General features: G+C 46.6%; 19 protein-coding genes. 1 reads left to right on the top strand and 18 read right to left on the bottom strand.

Annotation, left to right across the window (positions count from 1 at the left end):
* Window positions 1–43: 43 nt before the first annotated feature.
* A complete protein-coding gene (locus DZK30_RS08605; RefSeq protein ID WP_118973719.1) occupies window positions 44–634 on the bottom strand; it encodes a pseudouridine synthase in 591 nt (196 codons plus the stop codon).
* Window positions 635–989: 355 nt separating this feature from the next.
* On the opposite strand from DZK30_RS08605, the gene DZK30_RS08610 reads away from it, so the two are divergent.
* Window positions 990–1,934, top strand: coding sequence for a UDP-3-O-(3-hydroxymyristoyl)glucosamine N-acyltransferase (locus DZK30_RS08610; protein WP_118973720.1), 945 nt, complete (start codon window positions 990–992; stop codon window positions 1,932–1,934).
* Window positions 1,935–2,000: 66 nt separating this feature from the next.
* On the opposite strand, the gene lpxB is transcribed toward DZK30_RS08610, so the two are convergent.
* From lpxB to hisH (DZK30_RS08695), 17 genes are all read right to left on the bottom strand, one after another.
* The gene (gene lpxB / locus DZK30_RS08615) at window positions 2,001–3,095 is read right to left on the bottom strand and encodes a lipid-A-disaccharide synthase (RefSeq protein WP_118973721.1); all 1,095 of its coding nucleotides are present in this window, start codon (window positions 3,093–3,095) and stop codon (window positions 2,001–2,003) included.
* A gap of 85 nt (window positions 3,096–3,180) precedes the next feature.
* The gene (locus DZK30_RS08620) at window positions 3,181–4,311 is read right to left on the bottom strand and encodes a DegT/DnrJ/EryC1/StrS family aminotransferase (RefSeq protein WP_118973722.1); all 1,131 of its coding nucleotides are present in this window, start codon (window positions 4,309–4,311) and stop codon (window positions 3,181–3,183) included.
* Window positions 4,312–4,313: 2 nt separating this feature from the next.
* On the bottom strand, window positions 4,314–4,934 hold the full coding sequence (locus DZK30_RS08625; RefSeq protein WP_118973723.1) for an acetyltransferase: 621 nt from the start codon (window positions 4,932–4,934) through the stop codon (window positions 4,314–4,316).
* Entirely contained in the window at window positions 4,931–5,545 is a 615-nt protein-coding gene (locus tag DZK30_RS08630) for a sugar transferase (protein WP_118973724.1), read from the bottom strand. The genes DZK30_RS08625 and DZK30_RS08630 overlap by 4 nt, the downstream gene beginning before the upstream one ends.
* Complete coding sequence (locus DZK30_RS08635; protein WP_118973725.1) at window positions 5,538–6,722, bottom strand: glycosyltransferase family 4 protein; 1,185 nt, start codon at window positions 6,720–6,722, stop codon at window positions 5,538–5,540. The genes DZK30_RS08630 and DZK30_RS08635 overlap by 8 nt, the downstream gene beginning before the upstream one ends.
* Before the next feature lie 18 nt (window positions 6,723–6,740).
* Window positions 6,741–8,699 (bottom strand): hypothetical protein, encoded by a 1,959-nt coding sequence (locus DZK30_RS08640; RefSeq protein ID WP_118973726.1) that lies wholly within the window; start codon window positions 8,697–8,699, stop codon window positions 6,741–6,743.
* Complete coding sequence (locus tag DZK30_RS08645) at window positions 8,699–9,805, bottom strand: glycosyltransferase (protein ID WP_162902958.1); 1,107 nt, start codon at window positions 9,803–9,805, stop codon at window positions 8,699–8,701. The genes DZK30_RS08640 and DZK30_RS08645 overlap by 1 nt, the downstream gene beginning before the upstream one ends.
* Window positions 9,806–9,814: 9 nt before the next feature.
* Entirely contained in the window at window positions 9,815–10,906 is a 1,092-nt protein-coding gene (locus DZK30_RS08650) for an EpsG family protein (protein ID WP_118973728.1), read from the bottom strand.
* 6 nt (window positions 10,907–10,912) lie between these two features.
* Window positions 10,913–12,025 (bottom strand): glycosyltransferase family 4 protein, encoded by a 1,113-nt coding sequence (locus DZK30_RS08655; RefSeq protein WP_118973729.1) that lies wholly within the window; start codon window positions 12,023–12,025, stop codon window positions 10,913–10,915.
* 31 nt (window positions 12,026–12,056) lie between these two features.
* On the bottom strand, window positions 12,057–13,163 hold the full coding sequence (locus DZK30_RS08660) for an N-acetyl sugar amidotransferase (protein WP_118973730.1): 1,107 nt from the start codon (window positions 13,161–13,163) through the stop codon (window positions 12,057–12,059).
* Between the two features lie 11 nt (window positions 13,164–13,174).
* Entirely contained in the window at window positions 13,175–13,927 is a 753-nt protein-coding gene (locus DZK30_RS08665; RefSeq protein WP_118973731.1) for an AglZ/HisF2 family acetamidino modification protein, read from the bottom strand.
* A gap of 19 nt (window positions 13,928–13,946) precedes the next feature.
* On the bottom strand, window positions 13,947–14,558 hold the full coding sequence (gene hisH, locus DZK30_RS08670; protein ID WP_118974022.1) for an imidazole glycerol phosphate synthase subunit HisH: 612 nt from the start codon (window positions 14,556–14,558) through the stop codon (window positions 13,947–13,949).
* Window positions 14,555–15,997 carry an oligosaccharide flippase family protein gene (locus DZK30_RS08675; RefSeq protein ID WP_118973732.1) on the bottom strand — a complete coding sequence of 481 codons (1,443 nt, stop codon included), beginning with the start codon at window positions 15,995–15,997 and terminating at the stop codon, window positions 14,555–14,557. The genes hisH (DZK30_RS08670) and DZK30_RS08675 overlap by 4 nt, the downstream gene beginning before the upstream one ends.
* On the bottom strand, window positions 15,997–16,491 hold the full coding sequence (locus DZK30_RS08680) for an acyltransferase (RefSeq protein ID WP_118973733.1): 495 nt from the start codon (window positions 16,489–16,491) through the stop codon (window positions 15,997–15,999). The genes DZK30_RS08675 and DZK30_RS08680 overlap by 1 nt, the downstream gene beginning before the upstream one ends.
* Window positions 16,492–16,495: 4 nt before the next feature.
* Window positions 16,496–17,980, bottom strand: a complete 1,485-nt coding sequence (locus DZK30_RS08685) for a glycosyltransferase family protein (protein ID WP_118973734.1) — start codon at window positions 17,978–17,980, stop codon at window positions 16,496–16,498.
* Window positions 17,981–18,054: 74 nt separating this feature from the next.
* Window positions 18,055–19,239: an N-acetyl sugar amidotransferase gene (locus tag DZK30_RS08690; protein ID WP_118973735.1), complete on the bottom strand. Its 1,185-nt coding sequence runs from the start codon at window positions 19,237–19,239 to the stop codon at window positions 18,055–18,057.
* Between the two features lie 9 nt (window positions 19,240–19,248).
* Window positions 19,249–19,884, bottom strand: a complete 636-nt coding sequence (gene hisH, locus DZK30_RS08695) for an imidazole glycerol phosphate synthase subunit HisH (protein ID WP_118973736.1) — start codon at window positions 19,882–19,884, stop codon at window positions 19,249–19,251.

Here is a 19,884-nt window from a genome sequence, read left to right on the forward strand (position 1 = left end):
TAACCGGTACTTTTTAAGATTAGGGAACAAAGGTATTATGCGTTCAGCGTTCCAGCAACCGTTGCCTGATAGAGGTGCCCGTCTTAATGTATTCGCCCGGCCGCATCTGATCCAATGTAACGCTACCTATGCTATACCGTATAAGCCGCAGCGTAGGCAAGCCTACAGATGCTGTCATTTTGCGCACCTGCCTGTTCTTCCCTTCTGTGAGCCGTAACGACAACCAGGAAGTAGGAATATGCTGCCGGAAGCGTATAGGCGGATAACGTTCGGGCACTACAGGCTCCGGCTGCAACCAATGCACTGCTGCCGGCCTGGTATGGTAAGCTTTACCATCAACGGTGATATCGGTACCCTTGCGTAAGGCATGCAGCTTTGCCTCATCAGGCACACCTTCTACCTGCACCCAGTATTCCCGCTCATGCACAAAGAGCGGGTTCAGCAATTGATGGTTCAGCTGCTTATCATTGGTAAGCAGCAACAGACCTTCGCTATCATAATCCAGACGGCCTACGGGATAAACATCTTTTTTGATGCCGGTCAGGAAATCACGAAGCGTTTTTTTGTCTCCTTCGGGTGAAAATTGAGATAGCACCTGGAAAGGTTTATAAAAAAGATAGTAGTCGAAGGCCATAATACATAAGTAAATTAGGCATAGTAAAAGCTGCTCCAGGAAAGGATTTCAGCTATTTAAAAAACAAAAGCCCGGCTTTTTTACAGCCGGGACTTTTATGAGGAGGGGTTAGTAAGTACTAATGTTTACACAATATTAATAAGTATTTTTTTCTTTGAAAAATTTTTTGAAAAAAAATATTCACAAAAGACGAAAAAATGTGGATAACATTGATCGTGCTATGATCGGTTTGAGGCCGCTTTACACTTAATTTTTAAGACAAGCAGGATACATGATGCTATCAATCGTGATGTTTACCGGCGCATGGATTCTGCTGGCGGCATAGTATCTTTGCTGCACTAAATACAATACCGATATGCGTTTCGAACGTCCTTTAACGGCGGCATGGATTGCCGACTTCATCGATGCCAGGCTTGTAGGCGATGCGGCAGCAGAAGCCACAGGAATTAACGAGATCCATAAAGTTGAGCCCGGAGATATTTCCTTCGTCGACTTTGAGAAATACTATGATAAGTGCCTGCGTTCGGCCGCTACCTTCATTATCATTGATAAAGAGGTGACGGCGCCCGAAGGAAAGGTATTGTTTGTATGCGCCGACCCTTTTACAGCCTATGTGAAGCTGGTAAAGCATTTCCGTCCTTTTGAGCCGGCGACCAAGCTCATTAGCGACAGCGCCGTTATCGGTGAAGGTACGGTACTGCAGCCCGGCGTATTCATCGGCAATCATGTGGTAATTGGCAAAGACTGTCTTATCCACCCCAATGTAACGATCTATGATCATACCGTGATTGGCGACAACGTCATTATTCATGCAGGCGCTATATTGGGCGCCGATGCTTATTACTACAAGCGGAGGAAGGACAGGGCTTCGCAGTACGATAAGCTCGAGAGTTGTGGCCGCGTGATTATTCATAACGATGTAGAGATAGGTGCAGCGACGACGATAGATAAGGGTGTAAGCGGTGATACGATTATAGGCCAGGGCACCAAGATCGACAACCACGTGCACATAGGCCATGGCGCAGTGATTGGCAGGAACTGCCTTTTTGCTGCCCAGGTGGGCATTGGCGGCAAAGCCATAATAGAGGATGAAGTGATCCTGTGGGGACAAGTAGGCGTAAGCAAAGACCTTACTATAGGCAAAGGCGCGGTCGTGTATGCTCAAAGCGGCGTGCCTTCTTCACTGGAAGGCGGTAAGACTTATTTTGGCTCACCCGCAGAAGAAGCCAGGGGCAAGATGCGTGATCTTAGCTGGATCAAGCGTATACCGGAAATATGGGAGAAGGTACGTAATCTTTAATGTTTGACGATGAAGGCCTCTTTTTGAAAGAGGCCTTCATGGTTATGCCAATGCTGATGTGAGCGGCTATGCCATCATCGCCAGTATCTCCGATGCCGCTTTTTCCGATGCCTTATCACTGCCCAACAATTCCCACAGCTTCGTATAGTCGCTTTGTAACGCTTCCCGCCGCTCGGTATGATGCAGTAGCTCATTCAGCTCCTGGTACAGCTGTTCCTCATTAAGGTCGTCCTGTATTAATTCTTTTACGGCAGGCTTATCCAGGATCAGGTTGACCAATGAAATGTATTTTACTTTGATCAGCCGTTTTGCGAGCCAGTAAGAAACAGGATTCCCCTTGTAGCACACCACCTCCGGCACACCAAACAGGGCCGTTTCCAGTGTTGCCGTACCACTGGTAACCAGCGCGGCAGAGGCTTGTTGCAGCAGATCATAGGTTTGGTTGCGCAGCAATAGCACATCCATACCGGCACAAAGCTCCCTGTAGATCGTGTCTTCCTGCCCCGGGGCCTGTGCGATCACAAATTGATATCCGGGAAAGCGCTTTACCATCGATAGCATCACGGGCAGTTTTTTACGGATCTCCTGGCTACGGCTACCCGGCAGTAAGGCAACGATCTTTTTGTCGCTAAGGGGGGTAGCGGTTTTCTTCAGTGCGGCGTCGACTACTTCTGTAAGCGGGTGCCCAACATAGGTTACAGGATAATGATGCTTATCGTAGAACGCTTTTTCAAAAGGCAGGATCACCAGCATCTTATCTACCGAACGCTTTATTTGCCCGATACGGTTTTCTTTCCAGGCCCATAATTGCGGGGAGATGTAATAGCAGACCCGGATGCCGGCTTTCTTTGCCCAGTCGGCGATACGCAGGTTAAAGCCGGGGTAATCGATCAGCACCAGCACATCGGGCTTATATGCCAGTATATCCTGCTTACAGAATTTAATGTTGTTCATTATCGTACCCAGGTGCCGGATCACTTCTACGAAGCCCATAAAGGCGAGATCGCGATAGTGTTTCACAAGCGCGGCGCCTGCAGCTTCCATCTGATCTCCACCCCAGCAACGGACATCGGCATGGCCATCTTGCCGGTGCAGGGCCTTGATCAGGTTGCCGCCGTGCAAATCGCCGCTGGCTTCTCCGGCAATGATATAATAACGCATAAGCTGGATTGAAAGAATTCATTCAATACAATAAAAAAGTTCCGGACAAAAGGTTGCCGGAACCAAAGATAAATTTACGCTTCTTTTAAGGAAGTTGCTTCAGGACTATTGCGATCACCCGTTCTATATCCGGTTCAGTCATATTAGAACCGGAAGGCAGGCAGAGTCCATTGTCAAATAATTTTTCCGATACCGGGCTACCATAATACGGCGCGTGGGCAAAAACAGGTTGCAGGTGCATCGGTTTCCATAGCGGACGGGATTCGATATTGTCCTGCTCCAAAGCCAGCCGCAGGGTTTCCCGCGTAACACCGCCTGTCCGTGAGGGATCGACAAGTATTGTGCTTAACCAACGGTTGCTTATATAGCCTTCCGGCTCAGCCAGCAAGCTTATTCCTGGTATCGCTTTCAATGCTGTTCTGTAGCGTTCAAAGACCGCACGTCGCTGCGACACCCTTAAGGGGAGTACTTCCATTTGTCCGCGGCCGATGCCGGCAACAATATTGCTCATCCTGTAATTGTAACCGATGTGCGAGTGCTGGTAATGCGGCGCCGCATCTCTTGCCTGCGTTGCCAGGAATACGGCCTGACTTTTATCTGCTTCAGAACGAGCCACGAGCGCGCCGCCGCCGGAAGTAGTGATGATCTTATTGCCATTGAAGGAAAGAATCGAAAACGCGCCGAAGGTACCGCAGTTCTGCCCCTTATAAGAAGAACCCAGCGCTTCGGCGGCATCTTCGATTACGGGTATATCGTGTTGCCGGGCTATAGCCATGATCTCATCCATTTTCGCCGGCATACCATAGAGGTGCACAACGATAATGGCTGCGGGCTTTTTTCCCGACGCCTTGCGCTGCTGTATGGCTTCTTCGAGTGCTGCCGGGTCCATGTTCCAGGTTTCGGACTCGCTATCTACAAACACAGGGGTCGCGCCCTGGTATACGATAGGGTTGGCCGATGCGGAAAAGGTCATGCTCTGGCAGATAACCTCATCGCCGGCTTTAATTCCCAGCAATATGAGAGCCAGATGCAATGCCGCCGTGCCACTGCTTACCGCCGCTACATATCCCTGGCCGAGATAGTCCTGCAGGTCATTTTCAAATCCTGTAACGTTGGGCCCCAGCGGCGCCACCCAGTTTGTGTCAAATGCTTCCTGTACATATGTACGTTCTGCGCCTCCCATATGCGGGGAGGAAAGCCATACCTTTGAATTCACGGTTACCTGTTTTTAATTTTTATTATTTTCCCCGGATTGCCGACAACAGTGGCGCCATCCGGCACATTTTTAATAATGACGGCGCCTGCGCCTATGGTGCACTCTTTGCCGATGGTGATACCTTGTATAACGCAGGCTCCGATACCGATATGGGTACCTTCGCCCACGGTCACATTTCCGCCCAATGCCGCATTGGGAGAGATGTGTACATAGCTGCCGATGTTACATTCATGATCGACAGAACAATTGGTATTGAGAATGACATGCCTGCCGATCACTGCTTCTGCGTTGACGGAACAACCCGCCATGATAACCGTTCCTTCGCCTATTACAGCTCTTGAAGAAACATGAGCGGAAGGATGCTTTGCTATAGCATAGCGCAACTCGAATTGTTCAGCGATCTTCCTGCGGATCGCGTTATTGCCGATGGCTATGATCCATTGGCTTTCCGCATATTCCCGGATAATGTCATCGCGCTGCATCCTGACTTCATGCCCCATTAACGATGGCCCCGAAGGATGGGCATCCATCAGGAAGCCTATCTTTCCCCCCATGTCTTCGACCGTCTCCACGATAACCTTTGCATGGCCGCCTGCGCCGATGAAGCAATATGCATCTTTCATGATAAGCTATCCGTTCCTTTAAATTTTTCCATGGTGGCTGCCGTGGCAGAATTGATACCCTCCGATTGTAATACTTTACCTATTGTTTTGCCGATAATCTTTATATCGAGGCCGGCACTCATATGGTCCACATACCATACATCCAATGCAAACTTTTGTTCCCAGGATATCGCATTACGCCCGTTTACCTGTGCCCAGCCTGTTATGCCGGGCCGTACTTCGTGCCTGCGTTTTTGTGTCGCGTTGTACAAAGGTAAGTATTCCACCAAAAGGGGTCGCGGACCGATAAGGCTCATATCGCCCACGATCACATTGAGCAATTGCGGTATCTCGTCCAACGATGTCTTGCGTACGAATGATCCGACCTTGGTCAGTCTTTGGGCGTCGGGCAGCAAGTTGCCCGAGGCATCTTTTTTGTCGTTCATCGTTTTGAATTTGATGATGCTGAAGATATGCCCTCCTTTACCGGGTCGTTTCTGAAAGAAGAACGGCTTTCCCTGGTTGGCGATAAACAGCAATATCGTAACCACAACAAAAACGGGGCTCAATACGATGAAGCCCACAAGTGACACCAAAAGGTCGACCAGTCTTTTTATCCCGCTTTTATACATCTGCTGTAAAGGGAATTTTCTTTTCGGCCAGGTATTCCCTGTACCTGTTCAACAATTGCGCCCAAACATATTCCTGCTCGTATCTGTCCTCGATCATGGTCCTGCTTTTGCTTTTCAGCAACTCTAATTTGTGCCGGTCTGAAAATAAAGCAGACATGGCATCGTATAAAGCCGGCACAGAACCTGTCCCGATGATGAGACCATTTACACCCGGTTGTACGATCTCGTTGCTGCCGTTAATATCGGTCACGATGCAGGGCAGTTCCATGGCCCCGGCCTGCATGACGACATTGGGAAAACCCTCCCGGTAGCTCGGAAATACAAAAGTATGGGAAATACCGAGGAACGGCCTTATATCGGATTGGAAGCCGGTTGTGATGATCTGTTTGTGGCTTTTTATTTTTTCTACGATATCATCGGGTAAAGCATTACCCGTATGCTCGAAAGGGCCTACCAGCAATAGTTTTAAGCCGGTGTGCTCTGCTGCCAGTTGCGCAAAGGCCTGGTATAATTCCACAATGCCTTTGTCCCTCACCAGGCGCCCGACAAAGCAGAACACAAAGTCACCAGCTTCAATGCTGTATTGTAATCTTACTTGCATCAAGTCAGAAGGAGCGATAGCTGATGGCGAGAAATAACGCGTATCCACGCCGTTGATATTCCCGTTGGCGACGACATTCAGTTCTTTACGGGTAACCCTGTTCTTGTACAAAGCGTCCTTTACACCGTTGCCTTCCGGGATAACGTGTGTGGCCATCGCGCAGGTAAGCCGCTCCATATTGACCAGTATTTTCCGTTTTAAGGAAGGGGGAAATCCTTCAAACCGCAAGCCGGTTACGGTATAGATGCGCAGCGGCACACGGGTCCAACGTGCGGCGATCATAGCCAGCAGGCTGGCTTTGGGCGTATTGGCATGTACGATCTCCGGCCGCTCTTTACGGAATAGCCTGATGAGCGCCAGGAGCGAGCGCCAGTCCTGTGCCAATGCGATTTCCCGTTCCATTTTTATTGCTCGCACTTCTATTCCTTCTCTTTCCCGCACTTCTTCCAGCTCTGCGCCGGGCGACGATATCCCGGTAACGCGGAAGTGCCTGTTGAGAAAGGCGAGCTGCCCCCTGAGCAGCACATTAAGGCTCAACGGTATAGTGGTGATGCGGAATAATTTAACTTGTTTCATGCAGTAGCCGGCAGGGCTTTAATTTTTTGAATCATTGATCGCAGCATCCATCTTCTGTCTTATGCCATCCATTGCTTCCGCAGAGGATGCATTATAAAGATCGCCGGCAAAGCGGCTGATCTGCGCTGCAGGGTAACCTTTTGCGGAAAGCGCCGTCAACCTTTTGTATTCCATAAGCCCCTGGCGCAAGGCTTCATACCCCCGGGAGCTTACCCGGTCCGGATAGATGAGCGAATAGTTATTGCTGATGGAATGATCCCAGGGATAATTGGCCCAGGCGTTCAAAGCATAAAGCCCCCAGCCTGTGGCCCCGTTCATAAAGGCATAGACGCTGCCTTTGCGAATGATCCCTATTCCCACACCCGGATCGTGCAGCAATGGGATTACATAGAACCACTTTTGAATGTTACTGCTTTCGTAAATACCGGTTGCCTGCTTATCGGCCATAAAATCGATATAAGGTTGCACCACGCTGGCAGAGGATCTGATCTTGCTGAACGTCCCCGCATAGCTGGTTTCCTGCCGGCCACCAGACAAGATGAAGGCCGGGTTATAATAAACCGGCAGACTTTTGTCCAGGCCATGGATATAGTCGGCGACCGCAACATCCTTATCGGCTGTTTTATCGGTTGTCTCGTCGGCGATATAAAAGGCCCAGCGGTTAGCCGGCACTTTCAATCTCTTTACTTCGTCGCGTGCACGGGAAACGGCATTCCTGATCTCCGTCTTTTTCTTTTCGTCGAGCGAAGGGCGGTCAAAAGTGGGAAGGGTATAAAGCAGGAAGTGCGCGCCGTTGTTCCAGGCCAAATTGTTGTCGGCCCAGAATACATTGATCCCATGCGCGAGCATGTCCTTTATATCTTCGACGCCACTATTGTGCTGCCAGCCGAAGATATCGAGGGATGCGTCGGGAAGCTTTCCTTTCCCTACCTGAATCACAACGGGCAGCTGTTGCGTCTTGCTACGGCCCTTTGCTGTAATATTCAATGTATAGCTTCCCGGCGACACACCGGTAGTATTGACCGTTATCCAGATCAGGGAAGGATATTTATCTGTTACTACAAGATGAGGAAATGCGCTGATATAATATCCGTTAATTACCTGTTGCCAGTAATTACTGATCTGCCGCTCATCGAACAAAGGGTCCCATACGACCTGCTTGGCCTGATTATAGACTTGTCCGGCCACCCTTACCTGCACTTTCCCATTAAGCGGTGCAGGCACCGACCAGGAGAGATCGACGTTTTCCTCACCGGTAGCCTGGATCAGGAAGGACGTGGTTATCCAGTCATTGATCAGGCCATCGGCTGTAAGTTTTACCAATGGCGTGTTATTTGTTGCCGACAGGGCTTTGTCGGCTGTCTGAGCCATCCAGGGGTTTACTTTGCGCAGTGCGAATCCGGAAGCAGATACTGTGGCGCCTCGGGCGGCAACATTACTGCTCAGAGTACCGGATATGCTCAAGCCGTTTAGCTGTGCAGCATACTCTTGCCCGGTTTCTTCACGGGCATTAATGGTGACGGAGAAAGAACGCACACCTCTGAATGTCGCCGGGACCGCTACGTCGAGGCCCTGGTTCATAAACACATACCCCTTTCGCCATGCCGCCGGCAAGGCAAGCACCTCCCTCTGACCATCTGCCTCGACGGTAATATTGAAAGCAGCAGGAGCATTGGTAAGGTAGAGCGAAGACAGGTGTATGGAAGCATTGTTCAGTGGAGTGGGCAACATAAATTTTACCGTGCAAAACCCCTGTAACAACCCCTTTGTTCCTATAACGATCTGATCGCCGTCGACCGTGGATTGGAACGCCGTAAAAGAGATTCCCGGTGATGGCTGGCTTCCGGCCTTCCATTGGAAGGAGGAACTTCCGATCTGGGCAGCGATATCTCCGGGGATGCAGAACAAGGATAATAGCAATACCCAAATCCCTCTGCGGAAGCTATTTTGGAACACATTTTCGGCTACGTGCATCATTACTTCAGGTTATGATATAGATGAACATGGTTTTGGATCATAATATGGATATCATACGCTTTTAAGAACAGGGCGGCATCCCTGATCATTCCCTCGCGCAGGTTGGTATCCTCCAGTATGCCGGATATCTTCTCTTCCAATACACCGTTATTTTCGGGGGCGAACAGGAAACGATGATCGGGAACAATATTATTGATACCGGAAACATCGGATCCCAGGAACGGCCGTCCGGACGCAAGCGATTCCAAAGCTACGCCGGACAAGCCCTCATAATGGGAAGATAGTATACTGATATCAACAGATTTCATCAATGACGCTACATCATTCCGAAATCCCAGGAAATGAACTCTTCCCTTTATGCCCAACTGATCGCAAAAGGAACGGGCCTCTTCTTCCAAAGGGCCTCTGCCTGCCAGTAACAAATGTATATGCTCTGGCATAGATGTCATGGCTTCAAGGAGCCGTTTGTGATTCTTTTGGGTATCGAAGCGGGCTGTCATGAGCAAAAGCCGGGTATGCTCACTATCAATGTTCAGGGAGCGCAGCAATGTCGTTCGTTCTATAGCCTGAATGTGGTTAAACTTATCGATGTCGATTCCGTTCTTAATAACGATGATCTTTTCGCGATTGCCGCCGATCCAATGCTCCAGCCCGATCTTTACTTCATCGGTAATCGCGATTATTTTTTTGTATCTCCCATATATGTAACGGTCCGGGCGCCTGAAATAAAATTTACCCCACCTTCTGTTACGGGTATTATGCTCGGTAAATACCAAGGGAATCCCGGCATTACGCAATGCAAGCGCAGCCCAATACATAGCCGGGAACAGGTGCACATGAATGATATCGTAATTCCGGTCAGCATTGCGAACGAAATGCCTGATCTTTTTTATCCCGGCCGGATGGTATACATTAGACAAGCCCAGATCATAGACAGGAATATGCATTTCTTCCAGTGATGCTATATAATCAGGAACAGAAGCTGTACCATTCAGCTGGAGTATCTCCATTTCAAATCCCAGTGCTTTGTACCGTGGCAACCCGTTAACCAGCAGTTTCTCCGCACCGCCGCTGCCCAAATTGTTTATGATATGTAATACTCTCATGGCCATGCGTTAGTCGTGCAAGAAGATGAATTGGTAATTATCGTTCCAGGGAATAAGGATGTATATCTTATAACACAAGACAATTATAGCGTAAAGGACAATAATTATCCTGTACGAGTTGATTTTAAGTAAGCTTGAAGCGCTGTTCCCTAACTGGTAGAGCAGACAGGGCAATAGTATGATCTCGGCCCTCAGGTAGTAAAGCGTGAGCCGTTGCGCAAATGCCGCATTGAACTTCAGCAAAGCATAAATAAGACAGCCCCACATGAATAAATCTGCAAAGAGTCGCGTGGTCTTATCTTGTTTGATGACTTTCTGGTTAAGCGCCACCAGGAGCAGGATCAATATACGGGCGATATCCTTTATACCGAAGCCCAGGTCTTTATAGGTTGAATAATCCTGGAATTTCCCATACATGAATGAGTTGAGTTGGGCGATAGGCTTCAGGAAATCCATATTAATAAAAGAAGTGACCTGCATCAGCGTTACCAATATTAAGGCATGCCAATAATTGATCCTGATCTTTACCAGGAAGTAAGCAGGCAGGAAGATAATGGCCGACCGGTGAAAATTAAAGGCGAGGATGACCAACACTAGGAAAGGGAGCAACCGCCTTTTATCAATAAAGTCTACAGACCAGCATATCAGCCCCAGTGCAAAGTACTGTCGTATAATGCCCATATCGCCCTCGAGAAAGGTAGGTAGATACAAGAAGAGCGCCAGGAATATATAAGGGCTATACTTCGCTATCCAGCGAAGCTTAAAAAATATGGAGGGTATGGCAAACAAAAAGAGAAAGGCATTATATGGCAAACTTTTCAGCAGGAAGTTAACTGTTACAAATGCAGGCTCTATTACGCCCATCCCGCTTATGGCATCCGGCAGGTTGTCGAACTGGGCTATCCATTTGAATATCTCCAAGTAGGAGGTATAGTCGGCGCCCACCATATACCTGAGCCCTGCAATACAGACTAATACTACTCCTATTGGCCACAGGGAAGCCGTTTTGTACAGGCGCAAGGATCTGTCCCCGCCCAGGATATAGATCTCCAGCAGCGACAGGAGAAAGAAAGCAAGGGAGAGAAAATAATATATCGTCAAAAGAAGTTATTTATTGGATACTTGCGTCATAAAAGATAGCCTGTCTCTTTCTTTAATTGTTACGGAAACAAGCGGGGCAATTACGTCTGGACTTATCTTTTGATGTTTCCACTTTTGTACAAACGTACGGATGTCTTCTATACGGGGCAAAATACAGTCTTCTTTATTCTCCAATTGCAGCACAAAGTCTTGTCCCTGAAAGTCGGCATCATAGTAGGCAATGATCATGGGCAAACCCAAAGCCGCATATTCTCTAACCTTCAGCGGGCAGGCCTCTTCCATATTTTTCCGGTGCAGGGCCAGGGTGCCTACACCGATATCGGCCTTATGATAAAGCGCCATCAGCGCGTCTTTATCCAGGTACCCGTGTACAAAAAAGTTGGCCCTTTCCACCCCCGGCGCTTCAATCCCGACCAGGTGAAAATCGGCTTCTGGCATCTGTTCAGCCATAAGGTAGAACTTATCGGCTCCATGCCAGTCCTGGTGCGGGCTTCCCACCAGAATAATATTTGCCCGTTCTTGATGCCCGGTACCGGACCGTCTTTCGCGCACAGCTGCAAAATTGTCTGTATTGATACCATTGGATATCGTGCAGACTGGCTTGCCATAAGCCTTGAACTGATCCCGGATCTCATTGGTTACGCCGATAAAACCATCAATGGTACTATAAAGCTTTTCCTGATAAAGCGCATACAACTTGCGGGCTTTATAGCTATATAGCTTCAGCTCATCCTTAAGGAGCGTGTTGCTTTCCAGTACCACAGTGTAGGCGCTCAATAGCTTGTTCAGGCCGGGAAAGCCCACCATCTCCCGCATGTAGATAAGATCCGGCTGAAGGGTTTCCAGGTATTGCTTTATTTCACGCAGTCCTACGATCTTATTCAGGATATTGTATACCTGGCCTTTTACAAACCTGGGGATGATTCCGCTGACCGGGATACAGATTCCCGCAACCTTTGGTGTGAGCTTAATATCTGTCTTGTTTATCCGGAACGGCGCCAGGCAGGCGACATGCACTTCATGACCCATTTCCACCCAGTAATTGATCTGGGTATTCATCTTATTGAGCACGCCAGAGGTGATATCGATATTTATATCTGCTACATATACGATCTTCATGACCTGTATTTTCCTGCGCCTGACTATGTGGCTATTTTCTTAAAATAAACTTACCCAGCTTTACCACCTTCTTCATCAAGTCGTTCTCTGTGCCGTAATAGGCATGGGTAAAGGGTTTTGCTTCCATCATCTTGTCAAATTCGCTTTCCGCAAAATCCAGCTTCTTCAATACATAATCCTTATCCCTGGCCAGTTCTTCCGGAGCATACAGGGGCTTTGCCAATTCTTCGAGCGCCTGCTCCCTGCTTATTTCTCCATTACGGATCAAGGCGGACAAATGGACCTTTCTCTTATCAACATTGAACTTTGTTGGCAGGATGTAAGCCTGGTAGAATTTGGTAAAAACAGATTCATAGTGCTTCCCGCCATAATACTGCCAGCCGAATTCTTCTTTTAGCGCCTCCATGGCACTGTTCTTGTTGTAGTTGATCATGTTCAGCGGCTCTGCGTATACGCCACCGATCCCGAATTTCTCGATGAACAGCATTTTCAGCGTGCTGGTAGTGGGGAACCGGTCAATTTTACGGGTTCCGAATTGCTTCTGAATGCCACGAATGTTCTTGATATCTCTTTTATTCCAGACCCAGGCCTGCGGCATGCCATGCTCGGTGGTATAGTTGGTGCCGGATAGGACATACTTTATCTTATGTTTGCCCCGTAGCCGGAACATGGTAGCCATGATCGCATGATCGGACAGCATCTCTATATCGATGACGCCGGCTTTAAAAAAGGAACGCTGCAGGTCTTTAAATTCGGGCCAGTCGATCACATAAGTCTGCAGATCAAAGCCGCAGGTACTGATGATCTTTTTGATGTTGTTGACAGCGATCTCCGAGTTCCAGCCGTTATCAAAGTGGACACACAAGGGATTTAATCCCATCTTTTTGGCGAGCAGCGCTACATAAGAACTATCGACACCACCGCTAAGGCCGACAACAGAATCGTATTTTCCTTTGCTTTCGGCTTTTATTTCACGGGCCAGCCTGGCCAGATTTTCTGCTTCTTGTTCGGGCGTGAAATGATATTGCGGTAATTTTTGTTCCGCGTCCAGGCAATAGTTACATACTCCATCTCCATTGAAAACAATGTTGGGATCCGTAGTATCCATGACGCATTTTGTACAAACCTGGTATTTCATAAGTTCTGGGCTCAAATTGAATTTAGCTGTTCCTCGGTCGGGTAATTGATCAACACCCCTTTTATACTGCCTACAAATACAAACATGCTGCCAGCGGCGGCGGCGGCGGCTCCGGCCTGAAAGGCCTCTTTAAAATGGGATAGCTTACCGGCCCCGCCATTGGCGATCACCGGAATATTTACCGCAGCAGCCACCTGGCGTATCAGGTCCGTATCATAACCGCTCATCGTTCCCTCCTTGTCTATTGCCGTGAGAATGACTTCTCCGGCGCCAAGGGCTTCCATCTTCCGCGCAAAGCTTACAGGATCCTGCCCCGTGGCCTTTTTACCATTGGCTACAAAAACCTTTTTCCCGCCGAACAGGCTGCCTTTCACATCGATCGACACCACGGTACTGCTACTGCCGAATTCCCGGGCTGTTTGCGTAATCAGGTCGCGATTCTGGAACGCGCTGGTGTTGAAGATCACTTTCTCTACACCGGAATGCAATATTTTCCTGACCTGTTCTATTTTATTCAGCCCACCTCCGTACGACATCGGCATGAATGCTTCTGATGCTACTTCTTTAATGAGGGCGTAATTAGGCTCTCTGTTGTTGGCCGTACAGTCGATGTCGAGCAGGGATATTTCGTCGGCATAGCTGTCGTTAAAGATCTTTACGGCGTTGATAGGGTCGCCTACATATTCATGCTTTTTGAATTTCTCGCCTTTAACAAGCCCTCCATCCTGCAGCAACAATATAGGGATAACTCTTGGCCTTATCATGGGATGCAAATTTAGGCTATTAAAGCGAGGAAAAATTTTGTAATAGCTTCATCCCGTATTTGTGGCTTTTTTCGGGATGGAACTGTGTGGCAAAAATATTGTCTTTTTGTATGGCGCAGGTAAAGGCGCTGCCATAGTCGGTTGTTCCCATAATATCTTCGGCCTGGTTGCAGTGCACATAGTAGGAATGCACAAAATAGAATCGTTGCTCTTCGCTTCCGTCGAGCAATGGATTGGGTTTATGCACCGTTACCGTGTTCCATCCCATATGTGGTATCTTATAAGGGCTGCCCGGAGGAAAGGAAAAGTTCACGGTTTCGGCGTCGATAAAGCCCAGGCCCGGTTTTTGTCCCTCTTCGCTGCCTTTGGTCAGCAATTGCATACCCAGGCAGATGCCCAAAAAGGGCTTTTTGTCCTCCAACGCACATTTGCGCAAGATCGGTATAAGACCGCTGTTTCCCAGGCACTCCATGCCTCTATCAAAGGCACCAACACCCGGCAATAATATTTTGTCGGCCTGCGCTATCTCTTGCTCCTGGCGGGTAAAGACCACATCCTTTACCCCGATGCGCTTGAACATGTTGATCACCGAGCCGATATTGCCCACGCCGTAATCTATAATTGCGATCATAATTCCATTTCTTTTAACATGTATATCCATTTGCGGTTTTTCCACAAAACGAATACTGAAAGGAGAGCCAAACCAAAAGTTATTGATAGCTTTCCTATAACACTGAAATCACGGATCCACATAACACCGACCGTAGAAATGAGGATAAGTCCTAGCCAGGCCATTGGATAATATTTCTGACTATTCAGTTTTTTGAATGCCTTCAGATAAAACCCGGAAAATCCGATATACATCAGCCCAATGAAAGTGGAGACCACTACAGCATAAATGCCCCAAAACGGAATTAAGATCATATTGAGTACTACATTAATTAGCCCCCCTATAAATGATATCTTCCACAGATGGTTAGTCTTTTCTTCAAAACCAAGGCGGCTCACGGGTACCCAATACATAGGCCGGTAAGTATAGCTCATAATAATAATGATGACAAAAGGATAGGTAGCTGCTAATTCCGCATTTGAAGACAGAGCATTCAGGATTTCCCGGCACCATATAGCGATTAGAACCGTACCCAACAGGAAGATAGCCTGGAGCAAAAAGGTGAAAATCTTTACCTGTCGCTCACCATCTTCTGTTCTTAGCGAATACGACCTGGTATAAAAGGGGCTCACGGCCATTCCTATTGCATTACCTACCAGCTCGGCATAATTGCCGAAGTTATAAGCAAAGTTGTATTGACCAATCAGATGCAAGGGCTGCTTGTAAATATCCAGGATTACTCTGTCAGAAGTATTGAGCAGATAGGCAGAATACGTATGGGGGATAGTAGGTAAGCCTACCTTCAAGTGAGGCATCAACCGCCTGATTCGAATCTTAAAAATAGGTAGTAATTTTTGCTGAAGTATTACTGGCCTGAAAAAATACAGTGCGTTAAAAAGTGAGGCAGCGAAAAGGGCCATGAAAAATGACATGTATTGTACATGCCAGTGAACAACAGCGATATAATTAACACTAATTGAGATGATCCCAGAGCATATTGAGCTAATCGCAATTGGTATAGGCTTGGAACTAAACTGGTAAAAGCGCTGTCCGTATAACGAAATGATATCGAAAAATACCGCAGGAATCACTATGTAAAACAACAGTGACCAAATATTATCTCCTACCTTATTATGTAAGGTCAAGTACAAAACTATCGCGAGAATAATTCCATAAAAGATGCCCCATATACTTAGAATTCCCATCAATTGACGCCATACAATCTTCCATCTTTTTTCATTAGCAGTATACCGGAAAAAGAAATTAACAAGCACTTGTGTGAACCCGAGATCGCGCAGGCCACTCAATGCCGCTACATATGCTGTAGCCAGCCCCCATATTGCATAATCATCTGCCGTAAGATACCGTGTTATGATCGGCAAAAGAAAAATCCCTACCAACTTGGGTAATTGCGGCCCAATGGCATAGATGAGAGAATCTGAGAAAAGTTTTTTGATCACTACTTATACTGCTTATATCTGATCAAACGGGCGGGTACTCCTCCAACTATCGCATTTTCCGCTACGTCTTTTGTTACAACGCTATTGGCTCCGATAACTGAATTATTGCCAATTCTTATGCCAGGGTTAATAAATGCGTTGGCTCCTATCCATACATAATCGCCAATAATGACATCTCCATATTTTTCAGGTATAGGCTTGATCGAGAAATCATAATCGGGAATTGCCGACTGGGTATAACATCTTACATTGTGACTGATCATACATCCCTGCCCTATAACGATCTTATATCCTTTGGCGGCCTGCCAGGTCGAATATTCACCTACATAAGAATCGGCACCAGTGACAATTGTTCCTTCGCCGTACATAAGAATATCCTTCCCATTAAAGCGAAAATCCTTATCGATGTCATATTTCTGTCTGAACTGTGTATATATCCTTTGTTGATGAGCCAGTAAAAGACGTTCAAATACACGAAAAAATAACTTCTTCATATCGTTATCCCTTTTGATGTAGCAAAGCTATCGCAGTTGCTATATTTTTACCATAGCCGACATTATATATGTCATTCTTTTTGTACTGAACCTGCTCCTGCCAGGCCTGTCTGTACACAGGGTCATCATAAAAGCGGGCGATCTCCGGTCCCATCTGCTCCATTGGCACCATCTTGATCACATCTTTAAGATGATCAATCCCTGTCATGCTGTGCAGACCAGCTGGAAGCTCAGGGGTTGTTATGGTTATTGAGGGCTTACCCAAAGTCAAAGCTTCTTCCAGACAGGTAGTGACATAGCCCACCACAAGATCGCTGCTCCTGATCAACTGATGAATATTTTCTGATTTGTCTACAATTCTGATTCCCCGGCCCTGCATCATCGCTTCATATTCGGATAGCTCCGCCACCGGCTGGAGCGGGTGGGCCTTAAACAGTATTTTGGCACCTGCTGTCTTTAAAGACAGCAGGTGCGTAATTAAGGCTTTATTAAACTCGTGCATCATCGGCTGGATCACAACCAAAAGCTGGTTCGAAAGCTCTTTCTTATCGAGAGCATCTTCCGCCTTCGCACGCATATCGTCAATCTTTTTGTAGCCGACCGGTATGATTTCCTTCTCTTTGAAAAAACCGGTAGCCAGAATGATCTCCTTGGCCAATGTACCAAAAACCCAGAGCTGTGTGGGCTTCATAATACGAGATGCTTCAAGAAAACGCCTATCCCAGATATAGGGAGGGTAATGCTGATCAATGGAACCATGCTGCAATTCAATAAAAGGAATATTGAGCTCCAGGGCTGCCGCCATTATTCCACTACCCATGCACTCAGACCCCAGAACAAAAGGCGGAAGTCTTTTTTTGAAAAACGAAAAAAAGAATTGCTTTTCACGTAGAAAAAGTGCCAGCACGTCCGCTATAAAACCCGGTTTTATCTCGTCGATATAACCGTTTCGAAGAAAGAAGTCATTCACCAGTCCCGATAGGCGGGTAGTCATTTCCGTATTAACCGTTATCTTCCGGGGGTGACACTTCTGCTTCAACGCGGCATAATAATAGAGCACCTGACGGTTAATATGCCAGGGGTAACGAGCCGGCATTAAGAAACCTTGGGGTGAAGGCTGCTCGATAAGCACCGGATCCGGCAATACTTTAAGATCGAGAATAGGATCAATAATAGAATTGTAATAAATGCCCTCTTCATTCTTAGAAAGCTTATCTGCCGTGTTGGCCAAAAATAAGATCCTGTTTTTCTTAGCCGCATAGCGCAAGGTACGAGGCAGGGTTTTGAGCAAACCTGCTATATGGCTGCTATTGCCTTTATTCCTCTCACCAGAGCCGGATGTTGCTGCTATAAGCTTGTAAAATAAAGGTATTTTACAGACCTGCCACAAATTCCATCCCTCTGCATTCATCTCTTTCAATAAATCGTAATGATCTTTTTCAAAAGCAGATAAAATACGCGGTGCATCGGCGAAAGACAATTTCTTCATGCGCTGTATTCAATATTGAATGCCGGGAACAGAGCATAGCTGTTCCCGGCAACAATTTTTATAATTTCAAAAATTTATGCAACTTGATCACTTACTTTGCCGTCACTTATTTTATGGCGTAATTTCCACTCACCATCAACGCGGGTCCAAAGGTGCTCTGCCCTCCAACTATCGATCACTTCCCAGAAATATTCTTCGGTAATATCACAATATTCCAGGAAAGTCTGAAAATATTTAGCGGGGAATTCACCATCAAATTTATTAACCAATGCAACACCCTCTTCCCGCGTAATATGTCCGTCTCGAATCTCATGCGCAGTATCAGATGTACAGCGTCCTAAACCAAATTTAATATGGGCTAGGTAGTAATGAAAGCCGTCAATTTTGTCATCAAGCGATGCATATTTTGAATAGGTGCCTTCACTCCTTACTGGGTTAGCCTGGAAACCTGTGTTTTCTACACAATAGTAATAATTTTCCTGTGGTACCCATTTTTTGTAGTAGCCATAGAAATGGATTTCAGTTTTCAATGCGTCTAGTGCATCATCGGCCGGCGGCATGTAAGGCACCAGATCCTTTTCACTGACACCATATTTAATCAAATCTTCAGGCCCAACCCCGGAAAAATAGTGTGTCTTCTGATCTGATTTATAATCCCTGGTAGGCTTGAACGCATTTTTCATATCTCCGCCATATTCTACTTCTCCATTTTCGCCATACATAATCAAAGGAATCTGGTGCTGTACGGCTACTTGCAAAGGGAAATTGGCTTGCCCGTAAATAAAGGGTTGAAACGGATCACCAAGGATCTCAAAAAAAAGCTTGGTCAGCTTTTTATGTGTTTTTCCAGGAGGTGTTCCTAGAATATTGGCCAAATCACCAACCCTAATCATATTATGCAAGTTCTGAAAACCGATATCGGTGTATAGATGTGGTGCCCAGGTAACTGTAAGCGGATTCATTCCATACTTATGCTTCAATTCGTGCGCAATGTAAGCCGCATCTTTACCGCCACTACAGGGAACGACTACATCATACCGCCCATCATCTCTTCTGAAGCGATCAAGCAAAGCCATTAACTCTTTTTCGCGCTCGGTCCAATCTATTTTATTTTTTTTAAACTCAGCAAAATTACATGCCGAACAAATACCATTTTCATCAAAAGTGATCCTGGGCCTTTGATTTGATATCGTACATTTTTTACAAAAGACAACCTCATCCGGTAAATTGTATCTTTGTTTCGTGTTTTTGTGTTCCATTTATCTTATTTAAATACTTAAAAATTTTTCGTATAAACTCAGTCCTTGTTCTCCACTTTTTTCAGGGTGAAACTGGAATCCAAAGATATTCTTTTTTTGTATTGCGGAACAGAATTTAAAGTCTTCATAATAAGTATAGGTCAGAACATTCTCTTCAGAATCAGTTTCAACATAATAAGAATGAACAAAATACATAAATAAATCATTCAATATGTCATCAAAGGGCCCGCCTGCAAGTGGCTCCTGCCTGGTAAATATCTTATTCCAACCTATATGTGGTATTTTAAGCTTGTTATCTTTCCAGACTTTCGGGAATCGCTTTACATTACCTTCGATTATACCAAGCCCTTCACATTCACCAAACTCTTCACTGGTATTCAGCAATAGCTGCATACCGAGACAAACGCCCATTAGAGGCTTCTCTTGCGCCGCATAGGTCTTTACCACTTCAGTTAATCCTTTTGACTTCAACCGTTCCATGGCCACAGGAAAAGCGCCTACTCCCGGCAATATAACGGAATCAGCCCCCAGAATTTCATCTTTATCTGAAGTTAGTATCGGCGTATACCCTACATGGCGACAGGCCTGATCAATACTGTAAATATTACCCAAACCGTAATCTATAATAACAACGCTCTTTTTCAT

Source organism: Taibaiella koreensis, from assembly GCF_003545715.1.
GTDB lineage: Bacteria > Bacteroidota > Bacteroidia > Chitinophagales > Chitinophagaceae > Taibaiella > Taibaiella koreensis.